Source organism: Candidatus Pantoea symbiotica (assembly GCF_056491525.1).
This window is the reverse complement of record NZ_JBSZHR010000002.1, coordinates 3,690,759-3,711,961: the sequence shown is the minus strand read 5'-3', so window position 1 is coordinate 3,711,961 and position 21,203 is coordinate 3,690,759. Positions and strand designations below refer to the sequence as shown.

Sequence of the window (21,203 nt, the reverse complement as noted above, 5' to 3'; positions counted from 1 at the left end):
CTTACTGTCCGAACAGGGCGCCAAAGCGCTTCAGCACCGCCGAGCGCTCGCTGCTGCCATCCTGATTGGTCGGCAACAATTTGATCTCGGTGAACAGCGGACGTTGCGCTTTGATATCGGTACGCGCTGGCATCAGCCAGGCTTTCGCTACTTGCTCCTGACCTTCATCCGACAGCACGTAATCGACGAATTTCTTCGCATCGTCGGCGTGCTGGCTGCTTTTCAGGATCATCATCGGACGCGGCGCGACCACGGTGCCGTTTTCCGGGAAGATCACCTTCACGCTTTCGCCCTGCGCGATGTTGTTATAGGTAACGTAATCGACCGCGCCAAACACCGCCGCTTTCGCGCCTTGCAGCACTGGCGTCACCGCCTGCGCGTTCGGGCCGCTCATCACCATGCCGTTGGCTTTTAACTGATCAAACAGCTGCCAGGCTTTTTCGCCTTCGCTGTTTTGCAGGCCAATCAGCAGATCGAGTGATGCGCCAGACAGCGCCGGATCCGGCGTGGTCACTTTATCTTTAAAGGCGGGCGCGGTGAGATCCTGCCAGGTTTTCGGTTCTGGCGTATTGCTTTGTGTATTCCACACGATGCCGAGCGCGGAAATGCCTTGTGCGACATAGTTGGCGGTTTTGAACTGATCCGGCACTTTCGCCGCATTAGCACTTTCGAAAGGTTGCAGCCAGCCGCGCTGTTGCAGATCTTCGGCGGTATCCCACGAAGCCGAGATCAACACATCGGCCTGCGGATTGGCCTGTTCCGCTTCCAGACGCGCCATCACTTTGCCGGTGGTGGCCTGGAAAATATTCACTTTGATGCCGGTCTGTTTTTCAAACCCGGCGGCAAGACTTTTCGACAGCGAACCCGGACCGGCGGTGTACACCGTCAGCGCCTGGGCATCGTTGATCATGATGGCGGAAGTCAAAATCATCGCGCTGATGGCTCCTGTTTTAACTGACTTGAGAGATGGCATTGCGGTCCCCTGAGAGGTGAGTAACGGAAACAATCTGGCCCTGCGCCAGGTGAATGATGCGGTCGGCCAGCGTATTGGCTTCCTCGCGATCGTGCGTAACGTAAACAGCGGTGATGCCCGCCGCGCGCAGCAAATCCGCCATGGTGTGAACCAGGGTTTCACGCAGGTCGCGGTCGAGGTTGGAGAGCGGTTCGTCGAACAGCAGAATGGCCGGTTTCGCCACCAGCGCGCGCGCCAGCGCCACGCGCTGCTGCTGGCCGCCGGAAAGCAACGCTGGTTTACGATCGCCAAAATCAGCGAGGCCAACCTGCGCCAGTACGGCATCGGCCTGTTGTCGCGCGGCGGCTTTTTTCATACCGCGCATGCGCAGCGGAAAGGCGACGTTTTGCGCTACCGACATGTGCGGCCACAGCGCGTAATCCTGGAACACCATGCCGAGGTTGCGCTTCTCCGGCGCATCGCAGTGGCGCGGCGAGGCCACGCAGCGTTCGCCAATCCACAGTTCACCGGCGCTTGGCTGCAGCAAACCTGCCAGCAGTTTCAAAAGCGTGCTTTTGCCACAGCCGCTCGGACCGAGCAGCGCCAGGATTTCGCCTGCGGGAATAGTCAGGGAGAGATCGTGCAGAATAGTCAGGTTACCTACCGACCATCTGAGATTTTTCAGTTCAATAGGCAGCGCGGCATGCGTCATCGGCCATCTCCCGCGAAGGAGTTAGCGTTACGCACGCGCGCCTGAGAAATCAGGGGCGTCATCAGATTGTTATCCTCTTTGGGATTTGATTGAGGGCGAGTCTACGAGCGCGATATGACGAAATGATGACCGTAAAACTGGGCATTTCACTGATGCGGATAAAACCAAAAGGCGTATAGTTATCCTCTTGTTATGAAAATTCCGTCACCCACGAGCGCAATCACTCATGCCTGACCTGCCTGTCGCCGCACCTGAACACGGCCGTTTTCGCCTCAATTTACTGATCCTTTCCATCGTGAAGTTCAACTTTGCCAGCTATCTCACCATCGGCTTGCCGCTGGCGGTGCTGCCCGGCTTTGTCCATGATGGGCTGGGCTACAACGCTTTCTGGGCCGGATTGGTAATCAGCCTGCAATACATCGCCACGCTGCTCAGCCGTCCGCACGCCGGACGCTATGCCGATCTGTGGGGGCCGAAAAAAGTGGTGGTGCTGGGGCTGGTGGGCTGTTTGCTCAGCGGCATCTGTATTCTGCTCTCGGCGCTCAGTGATGGGCAGGGCGTACTGAGTCTGGTGCTGCTGTGTCTGGGGCGCGTGATTCTCGGCGTGGGGCAAAGCTTCTCCGGCACCGGTACGTCGCTGTGGGGCGTGGCGCGCGTCGGTTCGCTGCATATTGGCCGGGTGATTTCGTGGAACGGCATTGTCACCTACGGCGCGATGGCAATCGGTGCGCCGCTCGGCGTGGTGATTTTCCGCAGCGGCGGCTTGCTACTGCTCTCCGGCATCATCATTGCTATTTGCGTGCTGGCGATAGCGCTGGCGCTGCCGCGTGCGGCAGTGAAAGGCAGCAAAGCCAAGCCGCTGCCGTTCCGTGACGTGCTGAGCAAGGTGTACGGTTTCGGCCTGATTCTGGCGATGGGTTCCGCCGGATTTGGCGTGATCGCCACCTTCATCACGCTGTTTTATCAGGATAAAGGTTGGGACGGCGCTGCCTTCGCGCTGACCATGTTCAGTGCCGCTTTCGTCGGCACGCGCCTGCTGTTCCCGAATGCCATCAATAAGCTCGGCGGTTTGCGCGTGGCGAGTATTTGCTTCGCGGTGGAAGCGATTGGTCTGTTTCTGGTGGCCGGTTCGTTCGATCCGTGGATGGCGAAGATGGGCGCATTCCTCACCGGCGCGGGTTTCTCGCTGGTGTTCCCGGCGATTGGCGTAGTGGCGGTGAAAGTGGTGCCACAGCAGAATCAGGGCAGCGCGCTCGCCACCTATACTGCGTTTATGGATTTGTCGCTGGGCATCACCGGGCCGATTGCCGGTTTCATCATGAGTTATGCCGGCGTGTCGCTGGTCTATTTCCTCACCGCGCTGCTGGTGTGTTTAGCGCTGTTCTGCACGCTGCGGATGATTAAGCGGATGCCGGAAGATCCGGTGGTGGAGATTAAAGAGAACGCGTAATTTTGCTATTTAACTCAGGCATACCCTAAATAGTTTAAGCCAGAGCAAGGCGGCAAGCGTGAGAATCCCCAGGAGCTTACGCCCGTAAGTGACTGGGGTGAGCACGGGCAGCCAACGCAGCTATGGCTTAAAATATGACGGGTATGAAAAAAAGGCCTCCGACCGAGGCCAACACTAGCAAAATGTGTCATTAGACACAGATAAGGGTTCGTTTAGGCTTGCAGCAACTCAATGCTGTAGCGAATTTGGCGTTCAATCTCAGCGGTATTCCACGTCTCCAGCGATGAGGCAAAGGGCTCAAACGCATAAACGCCTTTGTAGCCCAGCATCTCCAGACGTTTCACCTGCGCCACGCTGTTTAGCACATCGCGGTCGCTGAGCATGATACGTTCTTCATCGGTGAGTTGCGCCGTCGGGCGGGTGTCTTCCACGCCAGACAAATGCACCAGCCCAATATGGTTGATATCAATCTCCTGCGGGAACTCGTTTTCGGCGTTCTCATACAGGTGATGATGGAACGTATCGAGCAGCACTTTGAACGGTATTTTTGCCTGCTGAATCAGCTTTTGCGTTTGCACCGCCGAGCGCAACGAACTGACCGGGAAGCCCAGCGGTTCCACCAGCCCCTGAATGCCATACTTCTCAAAGCGCGGTGCCAGCACCTGCAGCGCTTCCAGCGTCTGCTGGGGCGAAATCTCAATTCCTTCATTGAGTGGACACATCACCAGCGCTTTTGCGCCGATGGCTTGAGCTTCCTGCAGCAGCGCGTCGGCTTTTGCCAGCAGCGCCTCATCAGCACGGTTAAACGGATAGAGCGCGTTAATCGTTACGATTTCAATGTGGTACTTATCCGTTAGCGCACGCAGCTGCGCCACGCTGAGATCATCGGTGACCTTGCCGCTCTGCATGTCATTACGCAGTTCAACCTTGCTCAATCCCAGACGCTGTACCAGCTGAAAGAAAGCTTCCAGCGACAGCCTGGGCGCAATTTTACGGTTAATACAGAAACGGGTTGGATCGATGGCCATAGGCGGCTCCTGTAAACGGATACGGTATCGGTGCTGCAAAGAGAACATTTATTTCATTATTATTGAATTATGAAATATCAGATATTGGATCTGCCTCGCAAAAATTTCATATTTCGTTTCGCGTTGCATGTTGAAGCTAGATTTCAGACACAAATTCTGTGCGCGCAACGGCTTAGCTGTGATGCGGTTTGGCAGGCCTATAGCGCCAGCAGTGAAGCGCTACGGGCTGATTTGCACCCGGCTGTCAGCGCAGGCGGAAAAAATGCGATCCATGCCGCTAAAAGGAAATTTTCCAAAAAGAAGTATTTGAAAAATTCATTTCATTACTATAGCTTCATAGCACGCTTTAAGTATTGCCTGCACACGCAGCGTCGCGGTTCGAACGGGCTATCTGCAGGGAACTTCACATCTAAGAGGCAACGACATGACTATCGTAGGAAACTTTATCGGCGGCAAAATTACCCACAGCGCCAGCAATGAAACCATTCCCGTGTACGATCCGGCGACCGGCAAAGTCGTGCGTGAACTGACGCAGAGCACCGCTGCTGAAGTGGAAAAGGCGATTGAAGTCGCTCATGCCGCGTTCCCGGAATGGTCGAAAACCGCGCCGTTGCGTCGTGCCCGTGTGATGTTCAACTTTAAAGCGCTGATGGAAAAACATCGCGAAGAGCTGGCGGCACTGATCGTTTCTGAGCACGGCAAAGTGTGGTCCGATGCGCTGGGTGAACTGACGCGCGGTATCGAAGTGATCGAATATGCCTGCGGTATTCCACATCTGATTAAAGGTGAGAACTCACCGAGCGTCGGCACCGGCGTTGATAGCTACTCGCTGATGCAACCGGTCGGCGTTGTCGCTGGTATCACACCATTTAACTTCCCGGCGATGGTGCCACTGTGGATGTTCCCAATCGCGCTGGCGTGCGGTAACACCTTTATCCTCAAGCCACCGGCGCTGGATCCATCCGCTTCTGTGCGCATGGCCGAACTGCTGAAAGAAGCCGGCTTGCCGGATGGCGTATTCAACGTGGTGCATTCGTCTAACGAAGATGCCGAGCAGCTGTACAAAGATCCGCGCATCGCCGCAGTCAGCTTCGTCGGCTCTTCCGGCGTAGCGGAGCACATCTACAAAACTGCCAGCGCCCACGGTAAACGTGTGCAGGCATTCGGCGCGGCGAAAAACCACGCCATCGTGATGCCAGATGCCGATCTTGATGCCACAGTTAATGCCATTATGGGCGGCGCGTTTGGTTCAGCGGGTGAACGCTGCATGGCGCTGCCAGTTGTTGTTGCCGTTGGTGACGACACCGCAGACAAACTGATTGCCCGTCTGACGCCGCTGATTAAAGCGCTGCGCGTCGGTCCTGGCATCCAGAAAGGTGCCGAAGAGAATGAAATGGGGCCGGTGGTTTCTGCTGCGCACCAGAAGAAAGTGCTGGGCTACATCGACAAAGGTGAGCAGGAAGGCGCGAAGCTGGTGGTTGATGGCCGCGGCATCCAGGTTGCTGGCCATGCAGAAGGTTACTACGTTGGCGGCACGCTGTTCGACAACGTGACTTCGGATATGACCATCTGGTGCGAAGAGATCTTCGGACCGGTGCTGAGCATCATGCGTTCCAGCGATTTCGACAGCGCACTGCAGCTGGTTAACAGCCACGAATTCGGCAACGGCAGCGCGATCTTCACCAGCAACGGCCACACCGCGCGTGAATTCGTGCAAAACGTCGAAGCCGGCATGGTTGGCGTTAACGTGCCGGTTCCGGTACCAATGGCATTCCACAGCTTCGGCGGCTGGAAACGTTCGGTGTTTGGTGCGCTGAACGTGCACGGTCCAGACGGTGTGCGTTTCTACACCCGCATGAAAACCGCCACCGTGCGTTGGCCGAGCGGTCAGCAGACCGTATCTGAGTTCAGCATGCCGACGCTGGGCTAATTTCGCTCAACAAGGAGGAACAGGATGTCTCTGATTTCGAAAGCGCAAAAACCCGACAGCAACGGTCGTATCCAGCACGTCACGCCGGAAAGCGCGGGCTGGGAATACGTCGGCTTTGATGCCTATCTGCTGAAAAAAGGGCAGAGCCTGAAGCTGAGCAGCGGCGACAAAGAGTTGTGTCTGGTGCTGGTAGCGGGCTTTGCTTCGGTGAAAACCCGTCACGCCGAGTTCCCCAATCTGGGTAAGCGTCTGTCGCCGTTTGAACGCATTCCACCTTATTCGGTGTACGTCCCGCATAACGACGAAGTGGAAGTGTATGCGGATAGCGATCTGGAGCTGGCGGTGTGTAATGCACCGAGCCGCGGCAGCCTGCCGGCGCGACTGATTGCGCCGGAAGATGTTGGTGTTGAGCAGCGTGGTAAAGGGCGTAACCAGCGTCTGGTGCACAACATTCTGCCAGACAATAAAGAGGCCGACAGCCTGCTGGTGGTGGAGGTGTATACCGACGAAGGCGCGACCAGTTCGTACCCAAGCCATAAGCACGACCAGAAAGACAGCCCGGACGAAACCTATCTGGAAGAGACGTATTATCACCGTTTCGATCCTGAACCAGGTTTCGCTATGCAGCGCGTTTATACCGACGACCGTTCACTCGACGAGTGCATGGCGCCGTATAACCGCGATGTGGTCACGGTGCCGCGTGGTTATCATCCGGTGGCGACCATTGCCGGTTACGATAACTACTATCTCAACGTGATGGCGGGTCCAAAACGACTGTGGAAATTTACCTGGGAGAAAGATCACGCCTGGGTGAACAGCGACCAGTATCCGCGTTCGTAACATGCGCACCAACGTAAAAAAGGGCAGCCAGGTGGCTGCCCTTTTTGTTGGGTGGTCGCCATGAATGGCGACCCTACGGGATGATTATTCGCTGGTGACGTTGTTGTTCAGCGCTAACGATACGGCGAGCGTTTGTGCCAGACACAGCGAAGCCACCTGCGAACGGAAGCCATCCACCTGCGCTTCACGCACCACAAAGCACACATCGCTGAAGGCGGCCAGCGGGCTGACTTGGCTGTCGGTGATGGCGATGAGATGCGCACCACGCTTAGCGCCTAGCTCAACCAACTCCACCGCTTCACGCGCGTACGGCGAGTAGCTGATGGCGATCACCACGTCTTTCGGATTCACCATGCTCAGCTGCTCGGTGAACATGCCGCCGAGGCCGTCGATCAGGAACGCACGACGCTCCAGATGGCGCAGCGCATACACCAGATACGATGCCACGCTGAATGAGCGACGCAGGCCGATGATGTAGATGTTCTCAGCTTCATCGAGCATTTTCACCGCGCGGTTAAGCTGATCTGGATTGACCTGCATCGCCAGCTGTTGCAGCGCCTGGCTGTTCACCATGGTGAAGACGTTGAGGATTTCGGCCGGGCTTTCGGGTGAGGTGGCGCTGTCGTCGGTGGCGGTCTGGCGGAACAGACGAGCGCGCTCGGTGTAGTTCACGGTCTCTTCCATCAGGTGCTGACGGAAAACCTGTTTCATTTCGTTGAAGCCGCTGAAGCCAAACGCGTTGGCAAAGCGGATCAGCGTGGAGGGCGGCACATCAGCATGTTGCGCGATAGAGGCAACGGTATCGAAAGCGATGCTGTTACTGTTATCAAGGATATAACGAGCCACCTGCTTCAGGCGTTTGCTCAGCGTCTCATAGCGACGACGGATCTCGTCCTGTAACAAGGTTAATTGCGTTGGATTATTGGTCATTACTTCGGCCCGCTAAAAAAGAAAATATGGCTGGATAATGAGCGCTATAGTACCAGATGGATGGAAAATTTCATTTGTTTGACATCATCGTGACGCTTATTTCATCGGTTTATGAAATGCCTCACAAAATATGCAGGTTTTCCCCTCACCCTAGCCCTCTCCCGCAAGCGGGCGAGGGAACCGACCGAGTGAATGTTTTGTTGCTTACTCACATGTGGCAGCGTCCCCCTCTCCCGGTGGGAGAGGGTAGGGGTGAGGGCATCAGCCCGCAGAGGACACAAAAAAAGCGGCCAAAGCCGCTTTTTTCCAAACCACTCCAGCACTTAGCCGCGCACAGCGCGCCAGTAGCCGATCAACCGCAGATAGTTACCTTTCACGGTCTCAATCAGCGCCTTGTCATCCAGCTCGCCTTGCAGCCACTGGCGTGACGGCTGGCCGAAGATAGTGCGACCTACTGCGAAACCCTTCACCCACGGCGCTTGCGCGGCGGCGGCGAAACCGGCTTTCAGTGTCTCTTCCGGCGCATCAAGGCCCAGCAACAGAATGCCGCGACAGTGCGGATCCTTCTGCTCGATCAGCCCGCTGATCGCCTGCCAGCTCTCGGCAGACAGCGGCGGCAGTTTCCACCAGTCTGGCTGAATGCCAAGGCTGTAGAAATGGCTCAGCATGTCGTAATAGTAAGATTCATTACGGTCCGGATTGCTCTCCGGCAGAATCAGTTCCAGCAGCAGTTCGTGCCCGCTCTTGTTACAGCCATTCCACACATCCAGAACCAGATCATCCTGCTCTTTACGCAGCTCAGCGCTGTCGTGCGGATGGTAAAACACCAGGCATTTCACTACGTGCTCGGCCGGCCAGTCGACCAGCTGCGAGCCGATGTTGCCGTGCTCCAGTCGCAGCGGACGTGAACTTGGCAGTTCAATCGGACGCCCAATCCACCAGTTTTTACCTGTAATCGCGTTCAGCGCTTTCTGGCCGTATGTGGTATCCGCGAGGATGCCGCTCTTCTCATTCAGACCGGCTTCGTTAGCCGCTTCTTCTGCGGCACGCAGCAGCAGCAGTTTCAATTGTGGAATGCGATCTTCGCTGACGCCCGCTTCGCGTGCCATATCGGCCAGCTGCTTGCGATGGTCAAAGGCGAACACATTCAGCTCCGGCCACTGCTGTTTACGCGTGGTGACGCGATGCAGGTGATTGAGACGCGCATCGAGATCCGGACGTTTCACGTCTTTATCGCGACTGAGGAAATCATCCAGCTCTTCTTTAGTCGGCATCGCCGGTGCGCAGCCGTGGCGCGACACTACCAATGCGCCACAGGCGTTGGCGTAACGGCACGCTTGCTCCCAGCTTTCATCGTTCAGCCAGCCGCGCAGCAGGCCAGACATAAAGGCATCGCCCGCGCCCAGCACGTTCAGCACTTCTACACGCACGCCGCTCTGCAGTTTGGTTTGTTCCCAGCTATCCGGGATCTCGCCCTCAAACACCACGCAACCCAGCGGACCGCGTTTGCACACTAATGTGGCCTGGCTCGATTTACGCACATTTTTCAGCGCGGTCAGCGTATCGGTGCTGCCACCGGCGATATGAAACTCTTCTTCCGTTCCGACCACCAAATCGAAATAGTGCAGCACTTCCTGCAGCTGTTGCGTCACTTCGCCCGATTCAATGAAACGCGTTTCACCGTCGCCGAGTGAGGTGAGTCCCCACAGTACCGGACGATAATCAATATCCAGCGCGGTGCGCAGGCCGTTGCGTTTGGCGATATCCAGCGCTTTCAATACTGCGGCGCGCGTTTGTGGATGCGACAGGTGCGTGCCGGTGACGGCGACCGCACGTGAAGAGGTGATGAACTCTTCTTTAATATCTTCCGGCACCAGCCCCATATCGGCGCAGTTGTCGCGGTAGAAGATTAGCGGGAAGCTCTCTTCATCTTTGATCCCGAGGATCACCAGCCCGGTCAGGCGATGCTTATCGGTAATCAGGCCATCGGTGTTGCAGCCTGCACGTTGCAGCTCTTCACGCAAAAAGCGGCCGTTATGTTCGTCACCCACACGCGCCAGCATCGCCGATTTCAGGCCCTGAATGGCCGTACCGTAGGCCACGTTGCCGGAAGATCCGCCGAGATATTTGTTGAAGCTGGTCATATCTTCCAGACGTGATCCAATTTGCTGACCGTAGAGGTCGACGGCGATGCGTCCGATACAAATCACATCAAGCCGCTTCTGTTGTGTACTCATACCTATTGTTTCCTTCTGTGATAAGCAGACACTGCGGGCGCTGCCGCCCAACGTCGAGCGCTTTGCTTCCGGGTTCTCAAGGTGCCTGATTGGCTTTGGTCGCAGTATGAGGAATAAAAATTCCAAATTCAATATGAAATGAAACATTCATCACGATTTTGTGAGCCAGGTAAAACTCTGACGAAGCCGCAAAGCAGCCGCGCATTCACCGAGAGTTTCAGTGATAGTCAGGCTTGTGAGCCAGGTCTCAGGAAAGTGCTGGCGAATCAAGGAAGCTACTGAAGTGAAATGAAATTTCGTTATGACCGGCAAATGACCTTTTACTGTTCCACTTTTCCCCCTTTCGCGGCTCGCGCAGCCCACGTTTCATTGCTGAATTTGATCTCCATCGCAAAATGAAATGTTTCTTCTGTAATCGTGTTTAATGAAAAAAATATTTGTTTATAATCGCCTCACGTTTCACTTAATCCGCGGGCGCCGTGAACGGCAGTTTTTACCCGAACCGCGATGTACCTCGCCGCAGGTACCAGCATGTAAAGGAAGAAGCATATGGGCACAATCAGACTCACCACGGCACAGGCGCTGGTAAAATTTCTTGATAACCAATACCTGAACGTTGACGGCGTTGAAACCAAGTTTGTGAAAGGCATTTTTGCCATTTTCGGTCACGGCAACGTGCTGGGATTGGGACAGGCGCTGGAGCAGGACAGCGGCGATCTGGTGGTGCATCAGGGTCGTAACGAGCAGGGCATGGCGCACGCCGCCATTGGCTTCGCCAAGCAGTCGCTGCGTCGTCAGATTATCGCCTGTACTTCATCGGTCGGTCCTGGGGCAGCCAACATGATTACCGCTGCCGCCACCGCGACTGCCAACCGCATTCCTTTATTGCTGCTGCCGGGCGATGTGTTCGCCACGCGCCAACCGGATCCGGTATTGCAGCAGATCGAACAGAGCCACGATCTCAGCATCAGCACCAACGACGCATTCCGTGCAGTCAGCAAATACTGGGATCGCGTTAGCCGTCCAGAGCAGCTGATGACCGCCTGCATCAACGCCTTGCGCGTGTTGACCGATCCGGCAGAAACCGGCGCGGTGACGATTGCGCTGCCGCAGGATGTGCAGGGCGAAGCCTGGGACTTCCCGGAATACTTCTTCCAGAAACGTGTGCACCGTCTGGATCGCCGTTTGCCAACCGCCGCGCAGTTACAAGACGCGCTGGCGCTAATTGCGCGCAAACACAAGCCGCTGATCATTGTCGGTGGCGGTCTGAAATATTCCGACGCCGGTGATGCGCTGCTGAAATTTGCCGAGCGCTTTAACATTCCGTTTGCCGAAACTCAGGCCGGTAAAGGCACCATCGTTTCCGATCACCCGCTGAATGTCGGCGGCGTGGGCGAAACCGGCTGTCTGGCCGCTAACCTGCTGGCGAAAGAGGCCGATCTGGTGATTGGTATCGGTACGCGTTACACCGACTTCACCACCGCGTCGAAATGGATTTTCCAGAATCCAGACGTCAGCTATCTGAACCTCAACGTCAGCAACTTCGACAGCTACAAGCTGGATGCAGTGCAGCTGCTGGCGGATGCGCGTGAAGGTTTAACCGCGCTGGAAAGTGGTCTGCAAGGTTTCGAAAACCATTGGGGCGGCCAGATTGAGCTGTCGCAAAGCAAGTTGCTAAAAGAGACGCAGCGCGTCTATGCCGCGACCTACAACACCGACGATTTCATTCCGGAAATCGCCGACCACGCCGATCGCGAAGCGCTGTTTGCGGAGTTTGAGCGCCTGACGAAATCGGTGCTGACGCAGAGCAGCGTGCTGGGCACCTTAAACGAGCAGCTCCCAAAGGATGCGGTGATTGTCGCGGCAGCGGGCAGTCTGCCGGGCGACCTGCAGCGCGTGTGGCGCACCAAAGATTACAACTCGTACCACGTTGAGTACGGCTACTCCTGCATGGGTTACGAAGTGAATGCCGCGCTGGGCGTGAAGCTGGCGCAGCCGCAGCGTGAAGTCTACGTCATGGTCGGCGACGGCTCGTTCATGATGCTGCACTCCGAGCTGGTCACGTCGATTCAGGAAGGGGCGAAAATCAACGTGGTGCTGCTGGATAACATGACCAATGGTTGTATCAACAACCTGCAGATGGAACACGGCATGGACAGCTTTACCACCGAATTCCGCTTCCGTAATCCGGAAGGCGGCAAGCTGGATGGCGGCTTTGTGCCGGTGGACTTCGCGGCAATCGCCGGCGGTTACGGCTGCAAAACTTACCGCATCACTACGCTAGAGCAGCTGGAAGCCGCGCTGATCGATGCGCAGAAACAGACCGTTTCCGTGCTGTTCGACATCAAAGTGCTGCCAAAAACCATGGTGCACAAATATTTCAGCTGGTGGCACGTCGGCGTGGCGCAAACCTCGACGTCAACGCGCACGCAGGAAGTGGCCGACAACCTTAACGTGCATATTGAACAAGCACGTAAGTATTAAAACCTCTTTTAGGCCGGAGCTCTCCGGCCTTGTTTTACCCTAACTTATCCGACTCTACAGGTGTAATTATGACGCTCAAACTCGGTGTAATTGGTACCGGTGCAATTGGTCAGGAACACATTCGTCGCTGCAATAACGTTTTGCAGGGTGCGAAAGTGGTGGCGGTTTCTGATATCAACGTGGAAGGCGCGCGCGCTGCGCTGCAACGTCTGAATATCGAAGCCGAGGTTTATCAGGATGGTCATCAGGTGATCAACTCGCCAGATGTTGACGCCGTGCTGGTGACATCCTGGGATCCGACCCACGAAGAGTTCACGCTGGCGGCCATCGCGGCCGGCAAACCGGTGTTCTGTGAAAAGCCGCTGGCGCTGAGCGCTGAAGGTTGCCGTCGCATTGTCGATGCCGAGATCAAACACGGAAAACGTCTGGTGCAGGTTGGCTTTATGCGCCCGTACGATTCCGGCTATCGCGCGCTGAAAAAAGTGATTACCGACGGTGAAATCGGCGAACCGCTGATGCTGCACTGCGCGCACCGCAACCAGAGCGTCGGCGAGAATTACACCACCGACATGGCGATCACCAACACCCTGATTCACGAGCTGGACGTGCTGCGCTGGCTGACGGAAGACGACTACAAAACCGTGCAGGTGGTGTTCCCGCGTACCACCTCGAAGTCTCATGCCAAGCTGAAAGATCCGCAGATCGTGCTGTTCGAAACGCAGAAAGGCATCCGCATTGACGTAGAGATCTTCGTTAACTGCGCGTACGGCTATGACATTCAGTGTGAAGTGGTGGGCGAAGAGGGCATCGCTAAGCTGCCTGAGCCTTCGGCGATCCAAACGCGCAAAAACGCGCGTCTCGGCGTGCCGCTGCTGACCGACTGGAAAGACCGTTTCATCGATGCGTATGACGTTGAGCTGCAAGCCTTTATTAATGACGTGAAAGACGGCCAACTGACCGGACCTTCTGCCTGGGATGGTTTTGCTGCTTCCGTGGCCGCCGATGCCTGCCAGAAAGCGCAGAACAGCGGCGCAATCGAGCCGGTCACCATGCCGCCGCGTCCGGATTTCTACGCCAAATAACTGAGCTGTGCGCTAAATACTCCTCGGCGGCTCAGCGGCCGCCTCTGTGAATCAGGGACAACAAGATGAACAAAGACAACGTTAAACTGGCGATTGCGCCAATTGGCTGGACCAACGACGATATGCCGGAGCTGGGCAGCGAAAACACCTTCCAGCAAACCGTCAGTGAAATGGCGCTGGCAGGCTTTACCGGTAGCGAAGTGGGCAGCAAATACCCGCGCGATCCGGCGATTCTCAAGCCGATGCTGGATATCCGTGGTATTCAGATCTGCAACGCGTGGTTCAGCACCTTCTTCGCCAACGGCGAAAAAGCGAAAACCATCGACGAATTCACCAATCACATGAACTTCCTGCATGCGATGGGCGCGCGCGTGATTGGTTGCTCCGAGCAGAGCAAAAGTATTCAGGGCACCACGCTGGCGGTGCTGGAGCAGAAGCCGATTTTCAGCGATGAAGAGTGGCGCTTAACGGCAGAAGGCTACAACGAGCTGGCGGAGATCGCCGCGAAGAAAGGCATGCGTTTGACGCTGCACCATCACATGGGCACCGGCATCCAGACGCCAGCCGAGATTGATCGCTTTATGGAATCGACCAATGAGAATGTTGGCCTGCTGTACGATACCGGCCACATCTACTATTCCGAAGGCTCACAGCAAGCAATGCTGGATGTGCTGACCAAATATCTGCCGCGTATTTTCCACGTGCATCTAAAAGACGTGCGCGACAGCGTGGTCGCGGAAGTGCGCGAGAAATCCCTGTCGTTCCTTGATGGCGTGAAGAAGGGCACTTTCACCGTGCCGGGCGACGGCGTGATCGATTTCAAACCGGTGTTCAAAATCCTCGACGATTACGGCTATAAAGGCTGGATGGTGGTAGAAGCAGAACAGGATCCGGCGCTTGCCAATCCGTTCGAATATGCGGTGAAAGCGCGTAAATACATTCGTGAGAATGCGGGGTTGTAAACCAGCGGGAATAAAAAAGGTCGCCATGAATGGCGACCCTACACACGGGGCGTCATTTACGACGCCCCGTTTTTTATATTATGACGCTAATGACAGCGCCGGTTTCTGTGCGTTAACCGCCAGCCACTCAGCAATGCGCGCCTGCTCGGCGGCGCTCAGCCACATACCTTGTTTGGTACGACGCCAAATCGCATCATCCAGCTCGCGTACCCATTCGTTTTTCACCAGGTAACGCAGCTCGGCTTCGTAGAACTCGTGACCGAAGTTCTCGCCCAAATCGTCGATGCTCTTCGCGTCTGCCAGCAACTCTTCGGTGCGGCTGCCGTAAGTACGGGCAAAGTGACGCGCCATACCTTCGCTGATAAACGGATAGCGACGACGCAGACCAGCGGCGTAATCATCGCGTGAACCAGAGAAATCACCGCCCGGCAATACCGCGTTTTTGGTCCACGCTGGGCCGATGTTCGGGTAGTACTTGGTCAGTTTCTCCAGCGCATGTTCCGCCAGCTTACGATAGGTGGTCAGCTTACCGCCGAACACTGACAGCAGCGGCGCCTGGCCGTTGTCGTCATGTACATCCAGCGTGTAATCGCGGGTGATGGCCTGTGGTGAATCCGATTCGTCATCGCACAACGGACGCACGCCCGAGTAAGTCCAGACGATGTCATCTTTGCTCAGCTGCTGTTTGAAGTGTCCGTTGAACACTTTCAGCAGGTAGCTGATTTCGTTGTCATCGATCTTCACGTCTTTCGGATCGCCTTTGTACTCCACGTCGGTGGTACCAATGATGGAGAACTCGTCCATCCACGGAATGACAAACACGATACGGTTATCTTCGTTCTGCAGGATATACGCCTGCTTTTCGCGGTGTACGCGCGGCACCACAATGTGGCTGCCTTTGATCAGACGAATGCCGTACGGCGATTTCAGCTTCAGGCCATCGTCGAAGAACTCTTTTACCCACGGACCGGCCGCATTGACCAGACCTTTAGCGCGCCAGGTGTAGGTTTTGCCGGTATCAATGTCTTCGGCTTCTACCATCCACAAACCGGCTTCACGCCAGGCGCGGGTCACGCGAGTGCGGGTACGCACTTCGCCGCCCTGTTTTTCCACTTCCTGCGCGTTGAGTACGACCATGCGCGCATCATCAACCCAGCAGTCGGAATATTCGAATCCGCGCGTGATCTCCGGCTTGAGGGCCGAATCCGCGCCAAAACGCAGGCTTTTACTGCCCGGCAGCGTGGTGCGTTTGCCGAGGCGATCGTACATAAACAGGCCCATGCGGATCATCCACGCCGGACGCAGATGCGGACGGTGCGGCAGACGGAAACGCATCGGGAAAGCGATGTGCGGCGCCATTTTCAGCAGCACTTCACGTTCTGCTAAGGCTTCGCCTACCAGGCGGAATTCATAGTGCTCAAGGTAGCGCAGGCCGCCGTGAATCAATTTCGAGCTGTTAGAGGAGGTTGCACAGGCCAAATCCCGCGCCTCCAGCATCAGCACCGACAGTCCGCGTCCTGCAGCGTCCACTGCAATGCCGGCTCCGTTAATGCCGCCGCCGATCACGATCAGGTCTTTGGTTTCCACGTCATCTCCTCCGATGTTCGGAATAGTTCTAAAATGTTCGTTTTCGAGCGTAATAATAATCGGAAACCAACATCGACGCCAGCGGTTAACTGAATAAAAACATTTTTGCGTGATATAGCTAACATTCCGACAGGAAAAAAATCACATAACCCTATAAGTTGTCAGGTTATCGCGGCGGATTCTCAGGTTAAACTAGGCGCTAATTGTGTAATGCTTATGAGTTGAGCATGTTTAGGTCGCCATGAATGGCGACCCTACACCGGGCAATCGTAGGGGCGCCATTCATGGCGACCTGGCAGCAACACCGGCGAATTATTAACCGCTAATTGTGACCAAGTAATGAGAGACACCATGGAAACCTTCGAGTGTATTAATGTCCTGCAGGCGCAAGAGCATCTGGCACAAGGTGCGCAGCTGGTGGATATCCGTGATCCGCAGAGCTTTATGATGGGCCACGCGGCGGGCGCGCAGCATCTGACCAATGACAATCTGGCGGATTTCATCGCCAACGCGAATCAGGCATTGCCGGTGCTGGTGATGTGCTATCACGGCAACAGCAGCAAAGGCGCGGCGCAGTTCTTGCTGGGCCAGGGATTCAGCGCGGCGTACAGCATTGACGGCGGATTTGACGCCTGGCGCGCGGCATTCCCGGCGCAGGTTGCCCTCGGCGACGCCTAAGCCCATCGCATAAGGAAGGAGAGCACCGCATGATGCGCATCACCCAGTTTAACAATCCGCGCATGGCGCAGGCGTTTGTCGACTACATGGCGACACGCGGCGTGACGTTACGCATTGAGCGCGAAAGCCACTTCGTCATCATGTTGGACGATGACAGTAAGTTTGAGATGGTCGAAAACGAACTCGCGCAGTTTGTGCGCGATCCCAACCATCCGCGCTATCAGGCTGCCAGCTGGCATAGCGGCAGCACCGAAAGTGGCTTACGTTACGAGCGCACCAACATCTGGTCGAGCATTCGCGAACGCGCAGGTCCGCTCACCATGACCATCATGATCGCCTGCATCGCGGTGTTTATCCTGATGCAGATCGTTGGTGATGATGTGGCGCTGGATTGGCTGGCGTGGCCGGCGGACTCTTCGCAATATTTCCAGGTGTGGCGCTGGTTTAGCCATGCGCTGCTGCACTTCTCGCTGCTGCACATCCTGTTCAACCTGATGTGGTGGTGGTATCTCGGCGGTGCGGTCGAAAAGCGTCTCGGCAGCGGCAAGCTGTTTGTGATTATGCTGATCTCGGCGTTGCTAACCGGCTGGATGCAGGCCAAGTTCAGCGGCGTGCTGTTTGGTGGCTTGTCGGGCGTGGTTTACGCGCTGATGGGGTACTGCTGGCTGCGCGGCGAGCGCGATCCCGAAAGTGGTATTTATCTTGAGCGCGGCCTGATTGGCTTCGCGGTCGTATGGTTGGTGATTGGCTGGTACGGCGCATTTGGTCTGTCGATCGCCAACGCCGCGCACGTCACCGGCTTGCTGGTGGGCTTAGCCATGGCATTTGTTGATACGCGTAAGATTACGCGTCGTTAGCAGCACCAATAAAAGAAGCGGCTACGAGCCGAGGAGAGAGATGTGAAGCAGACGCAACGTCATGACGCCATTATCGATCTGGTCCGGCGTCAGGGATATGTCAGTACCGAAGAGCTGGTGGATCACTTTGAAGTCAGCCCGCAAACCATTCGGCGTGACCTGAACGACCTGGCCGATCAGAACAAAATCATGCGCCATCACGGCGGGGCGGCGCTGCCGTCCAGCTCAGAAAACACCGCATGGCAGGATCGTAAGATGATGTGGTCGGCGGAGAAAGCGCGCATCGCCGAGCGTGTGGCGAGCCAGATCCCCGATGGCGCGACGCTGTTTATTGATATCGGCACCACGCCGGAAGCGGTGGCGCATGCGCTGCTCAATCACAATAATCTGCGCGTCGTCACCAACAACCTCAACGTAGCAATTCTGCTGATGGCGAAACCGGATTTCCGCGTGATTATCGCCGGCGGCGAAGTGCGCACGCGCGATGGCGGCATCATGGGCGAAGCGACACTGGACTTCATTTCGCAGTTCCGCCTCGATTACGGCATTCTCGGTATCAGCGGCATTGATATGGATGGTTCGCTGCTGGAGTTCGATTATCACGAAGTGCGCACCAAACGCGCCATTATCGAAAACTCACGCTGCGTGATGCTGGTGGTGGATCACTCGAAGTTTGGCCGCAATGCGATGGTCAACCTCGGCAATATGAGCCTGATTGATTACATGTATACCGATCAAAGCCCGCCGGCTAGCGTGCTGAAAGTGATTGAGCAGCACGAAGTTCACCTCGAATTGTGTTGATAGCGTGGTAAACGGTCGCCATGAATGGCGACCCTACAAAGGATTGAGTGCGTATTTATGCGCACCAGGTCGCCATGAATGGCGACCGTTCGATACCCAGCGAGCACGATTTTTTTCCTGGTACTGACATTTCCCTGTCGCTTTTTTCTGCGGCCCCAGCTTTACTTATCCTTTCACCTCTTGCGCTCGCCCCGGCTTTACCGTTAACGGACACGAAGGGATTGATATGTCGCAGCAAAAATTCAATAAAACACGTTTCGACGCCGCTCTTACCCGCCAATGGCAACATCTTGGACTCACATCCGCCCAGCAAATGACACCGCACCAATGGTGGCAGGCGCTGAGCAGCGTGCTGGCAGAAATGCTGGCGACGCAGCCACCTGCGCCACCTAAACAAGGGCAGCGTCACGTCAACTATCTGTCGATGGAGTTTCTGCTGGGGCGTTTGACAGGCAACAATCTGCTCAATCTTGGCTGGTACAACGAGGTGCAAGCCGCGCTGGCGGAACATCAGATTGAGCTGAGCGAACTGCTGGAAGAGGAAGTGGATCCAGCACTCGGCAACGGCGGATTGGGGCGCTTGGCCGCCTGCTATATGGATTCAATGGCGACCGTCGGCCAGGCGGCGATGGGCCACGGCCTCAACTATCAATACGGCTTGTTTCGCCAGACGTTTGCCGATGGACAGCAGCAGGAAGCGCCGGATGACTGGCAGCGCGATCGCTATCCGTGGTTCCGCCATAACGCCGCGCTGGATGTGCAGGTTGGTCTCGGCGGCAAGGTCAAAGAGAATCATGATGGCAGCATCCTCTGGCGACCTAAAATTCACCTCAAAGGTGAAGCCTGGGATTTGCCGGTGGTCGGTTATCGCAACGGCATCACTTTGCCGCTGCGACTGTGGAAAGCCACTAGCGCGCAGCCGTTCGATCTCACCGCGTTTAACAACGGCCAATTCCTGCAGGCCGAGCAGCAAGGCATCGAAGCCGACAAGCTGACCAAAGTGCTCTATCCCAATGATAATCATGCCGAAGGTAAGCGACTGCGCCTGATGCAGCAGTATTTCCAGTGCGCCTGCGCGGTGGGCGATATTTTGCGGCGTCATCATCTTGCCGGGCGCGCCATTCGCACTTTGCCTGACTTCGAAGTGATCCAGCTTAACGACACGCATCCCACCATCGCCATTCCGGAGATGCTGCGCGTGCTGCTGGATGAGCATCAATTGAGTTGGGACGATGCGTGGCACATCACCAGTCGCACCTTTGCCTACACCAACCACACGCTGATGCCGGAAGCGCTGGAGCGTTGGGATGAGAAGCTGGTGCGTGACCTGCTGCCGCGCCATATGTTGATTATCCGTGAGATTAATCGCCGCCTGAAAAAGGTGGTGAAGAAACAGTGGCCGGACGACAAAGCCACCTGGCACAAGCTGGCGGTGGTGGCCGACGGTCAGGTGCGCATGGCGAATCTGTGCGTGGTGAGCTGTTTCGCCGTCAACGGCGTGGCGGCGCTGCACTCCGAGCTGGTGGTGAAAGATCTGTTCCCGGAATATCACCTGCTGTGGCCGAATAAATTCCATAACGTCACCAACGGCATTACGCCGCGCCGCTGGTTAAAACAGTGCAACCCGTTGCTATCAACGCTGATTGATGACAGTTTGCAGGTTGAGTGGGCCAACGATCTTGATGCGCTGGCGTGGCTGACACCTTTCGCCCGCAAAAAAGCGTTTCGTCAGCAGTTCCGCGACATCAAACAGCAAAACAAACAGCGGCTGACGCTCTACATCAAGCGCGTCACCGGCATTGATATCAATCCGGATGCGCTGTTTGACGTGCAGATCAAGCGGCTTCACGAGTACAAACGTCAGCACCTCAGTTTGCTGCATATGCTGCACTGCTATCGTCAGTTGCGCGACAACCCGGATAACCCCGATTTTGTACCGCGCGTGTTTCTGTTTGGCGCCAAAGCCGCGCCCGGCTATTACCTCGCCAAAAACATCATCTATGCCATCAACAAAGTGGCGGAGGTGATCAACAACGATCCGCGCGTCGGCGATCGCCTCAAAGTGGTGTTTATCCCGGATTACCGCATCACCGCCGCAGAGCTGATGATTCCGGCTGCCGATCTCTCCGAGCAGATTTCCACCGCCGGTTATGAAGCTTCTGGCACCGGCAATATGAAGCTGGCGCTCAATGGCGCGTTAACCATTGGCACGCTGGACGGCGCCAACGTGGAGATTGCCGAAGCGGTAGGCGCGAAGAATATCTTTATTTTCGGTAACAGCGTGGACGAGGTGAAGGCGCTGAAGGCGGGCGGCTACAGTCCGAAAAAGCTGCGCAAACAGAATCCTTATCTGGATGGTTTGCTGAAGGAGTTGGAGAAGGGCAAGTTCAGCGACGGCGATAAGCACGCGTTTGACCTGATGCTGCAAAGCCTGACCAAAAATGGCGATCCCTGGCTGGTGCTGGCTGACTTTGATGCCTACATCGCCGCACAGCAGCAGGTGGAAGCGTTGTGGAAGAATCAGGAAGCCTGGACGCGTGCAGCCATTCTGAATACCGCTCATACCGGCCGTTTCAGTTCTGACCGCTCGATTCGCGATTACCAGCAGCGGATTTGGCAGGCGGCACGATAATCGATATTTCGGTCGCCATGAATGGCGACCCTACAAATTCC

At 56.1% G+C, this 21,203-nt stretch carries 16 protein-coding genes; 10 read left to right on the top strand and 6 right to left on the bottom strand.

Annotated elements, in window-relative coordinates; genetic code table 11:
• Position 1: 1 nt before the first annotated feature.
• Together ACXIZX_RS17930 and ACXIZX_RS17925 are read right to left on the bottom strand one after the other, a co-directional pair.
• Entirely contained in the window at positions 2 to 973 is a 972-nt protein-coding gene (locus ACXIZX_RS17930; RefSeq protein ID WP_176972628.1) for an ABC transporter substrate-binding protein, read from the bottom strand.
• A complete protein-coding gene (locus ACXIZX_RS17925; RefSeq protein ID WP_479404656.1) occupies positions 951 to 1,664 on the bottom strand; it encodes an ABC transporter ATP-binding protein in 714 nt (237 codons plus the stop codon). Before ACXIZX_RS17925 ends, ACXIZX_RS17930 begins: the two co-directional genes overlap by 23 nt.
• Before the next feature lie 226 nt (positions 1,665 to 1,890).
• Here ACXIZX_RS17925 and ACXIZX_RS17920 point away from each other — a divergent pair, with 226 nt between their 5' ends.
• Positions 1,891 to 3,114, top strand: a complete 1,224-nt coding sequence (locus ACXIZX_RS17920; protein ID WP_479404655.1) for an MFS transporter — start codon at positions 1,891 to 1,893, stop codon at positions 3,112 to 3,114.
• 212 nt (positions 3,115 to 3,326) lie between these two features.
• Here the strand turns inward: ACXIZX_RS17920 and ACXIZX_RS17915 are convergent, their stop codons facing one another.
• Positions 3,327 to 4,142 (bottom strand): TIM barrel protein, encoded by an 816-nt coding sequence (locus ACXIZX_RS17915; RefSeq protein ID WP_479404654.1) that lies wholly within the window; start codon positions 4,140 to 4,142, stop codon positions 3,327 to 3,329.
• Positions 4,143 to 4,566: 424 nt separating this feature from the next.
• Here ACXIZX_RS17915 and ACXIZX_RS17910 point away from each other — a divergent pair, with 424 nt between their 5' ends.
• Complete coding sequence (locus tag ACXIZX_RS17910; RefSeq protein ID WP_479404653.1) at positions 4,567 to 6,072, top strand: CoA-acylating methylmalonate-semialdehyde dehydrogenase; 1,506 nt, start codon at positions 4,567 to 4,569, stop codon at positions 6,070 to 6,072.
• A 24-nt stretch (positions 6,073 to 6,096) separates the two neighbouring features.
• Positions 6,097 to 6,912 (top strand): 5-deoxy-glucuronate isomerase, encoded by an 816-nt coding sequence (iolB, locus tag ACXIZX_RS17905; protein ID WP_277967028.1) that lies wholly within the window; start codon positions 6,097 to 6,099, stop codon positions 6,910 to 6,912.
• A gap of 84 nt (positions 6,913 to 6,996) precedes the next feature.
• Here iolB and ACXIZX_RS17900 read toward each other — a convergent pair whose 3' ends face one another.
• Together ACXIZX_RS17900 and ACXIZX_RS17895 are read right to left on the bottom strand one after the other, a co-directional pair.
• Positions 6,997 to 7,842: a MurR/RpiR family transcriptional regulator gene (locus ACXIZX_RS17900; protein ID WP_008107943.1), complete on the bottom strand. Its 846-nt coding sequence runs from the start codon at positions 7,840 to 7,842 to the stop codon at positions 6,997 to 6,999.
• Positions 7,843 to 8,165: 323 nt separating this feature from the next.
• Positions 8,166 to 10,079 carry a bifunctional 5-dehydro-2-deoxygluconokinase/5-dehydro-2-deoxyphosphogluconate aldolase gene (locus ACXIZX_RS17895; protein ID WP_479404652.1) on the bottom strand — a complete coding sequence of 638 codons (1,914 nt, stop codon included), beginning with the start codon at positions 10,077 to 10,079 and terminating at the stop codon, positions 8,166 to 8,168.
• A 549-nt stretch (positions 10,080 to 10,628) separates the two neighbouring features.
• Here ACXIZX_RS17895 and iolD point away from each other — a divergent pair.
• From iolD to iolE, 3 genes are all read left to right on the top strand, one after another.
• Complete coding sequence (gene iolD / locus ACXIZX_RS17890) at positions 10,629 to 12,563, top strand: 3D-(3,5/4)-trihydroxycyclohexane-1,2-dione acylhydrolase (decyclizing) (RefSeq protein ID WP_061719748.1); 1,935 nt, start codon at positions 10,629 to 10,631, stop codon at positions 12,561 to 12,563.
• A 68-nt stretch (positions 12,564 to 12,631) separates the two neighbouring features.
• Positions 12,632 to 13,645, top strand: coding sequence for a bifunctional inositol 2-dehydrogenase/D-chiro-inositol 1-dehydrogenase (gene iolG / locus ACXIZX_RS17885; protein WP_008107937.1), 1,014 nt, complete (start codon positions 12,632 to 12,634; stop codon positions 13,643 to 13,645).
• Positions 13,646 to 13,710: 65 nt separating this feature from the next.
• Positions 13,711 to 14,607, top strand: coding sequence for a myo-inosose-2 dehydratase (gene iolE, locus ACXIZX_RS17880; protein ID WP_061719747.1), 897 nt, complete (start codon positions 13,711 to 13,713; stop codon positions 14,605 to 14,607).
• 78 nt (positions 14,608 to 14,685) lie between these two features.
• Here iolE and glpD read toward each other — a convergent pair whose 3' ends face one another.
• Positions 14,686 to 16,194, bottom strand: a complete 1,509-nt coding sequence (glpD, locus tag ACXIZX_RS17875) for a glycerol-3-phosphate dehydrogenase (protein WP_008107935.1) — start codon at positions 16,192 to 16,194, stop codon at positions 14,686 to 14,688.
• A 351-nt stretch (positions 16,195 to 16,545) separates the two neighbouring features.
• Here glpD and glpE point away from each other — a divergent pair, with 351 nt between their 5' ends.
• The 4 genes from glpE (at position 16,546) to malP (ending at position 21,162) form a co-directional block, all read left to right on the top strand.
• Positions 16,546 to 16,872, top strand: a complete 327-nt coding sequence (gene glpE, locus ACXIZX_RS17870) for a thiosulfate sulfurtransferase GlpE (protein WP_008107933.1) — start codon at positions 16,546 to 16,548, stop codon at positions 16,870 to 16,872.
• Between the two features lie 32 nt (positions 16,873 to 16,904).
• Positions 16,905 to 17,729, top strand: a complete 825-nt coding sequence (gene glpG / locus ACXIZX_RS17865; RefSeq protein ID WP_061719843.1) for a rhomboid family intramembrane serine protease GlpG — start codon at positions 16,905 to 16,907, stop codon at positions 17,727 to 17,729.
• Positions 17,730 to 17,771: 42 nt separating this feature from the next.
• Positions 17,772 to 18,530: a DeoR/GlpR family transcriptional regulator gene (locus tag ACXIZX_RS17860; protein ID WP_008107931.1), complete on the top strand. Its 759-nt coding sequence runs from the start codon at positions 17,772 to 17,774 to the stop codon at positions 18,528 to 18,530.
• A 226-nt stretch (positions 18,531 to 18,756) separates the two neighbouring features.
• The gene (gene malP / locus ACXIZX_RS17855; RefSeq protein WP_479404651.1) at positions 18,757 to 21,162 is read left to right on the top strand and encodes a maltodextrin phosphorylase; all 2,406 of its coding nucleotides are present in this window, start codon (positions 18,757 to 18,759) and stop codon (positions 21,160 to 21,162) included.
• Positions 21,163 to 21,203: the final 41 nt, after the last annotated feature.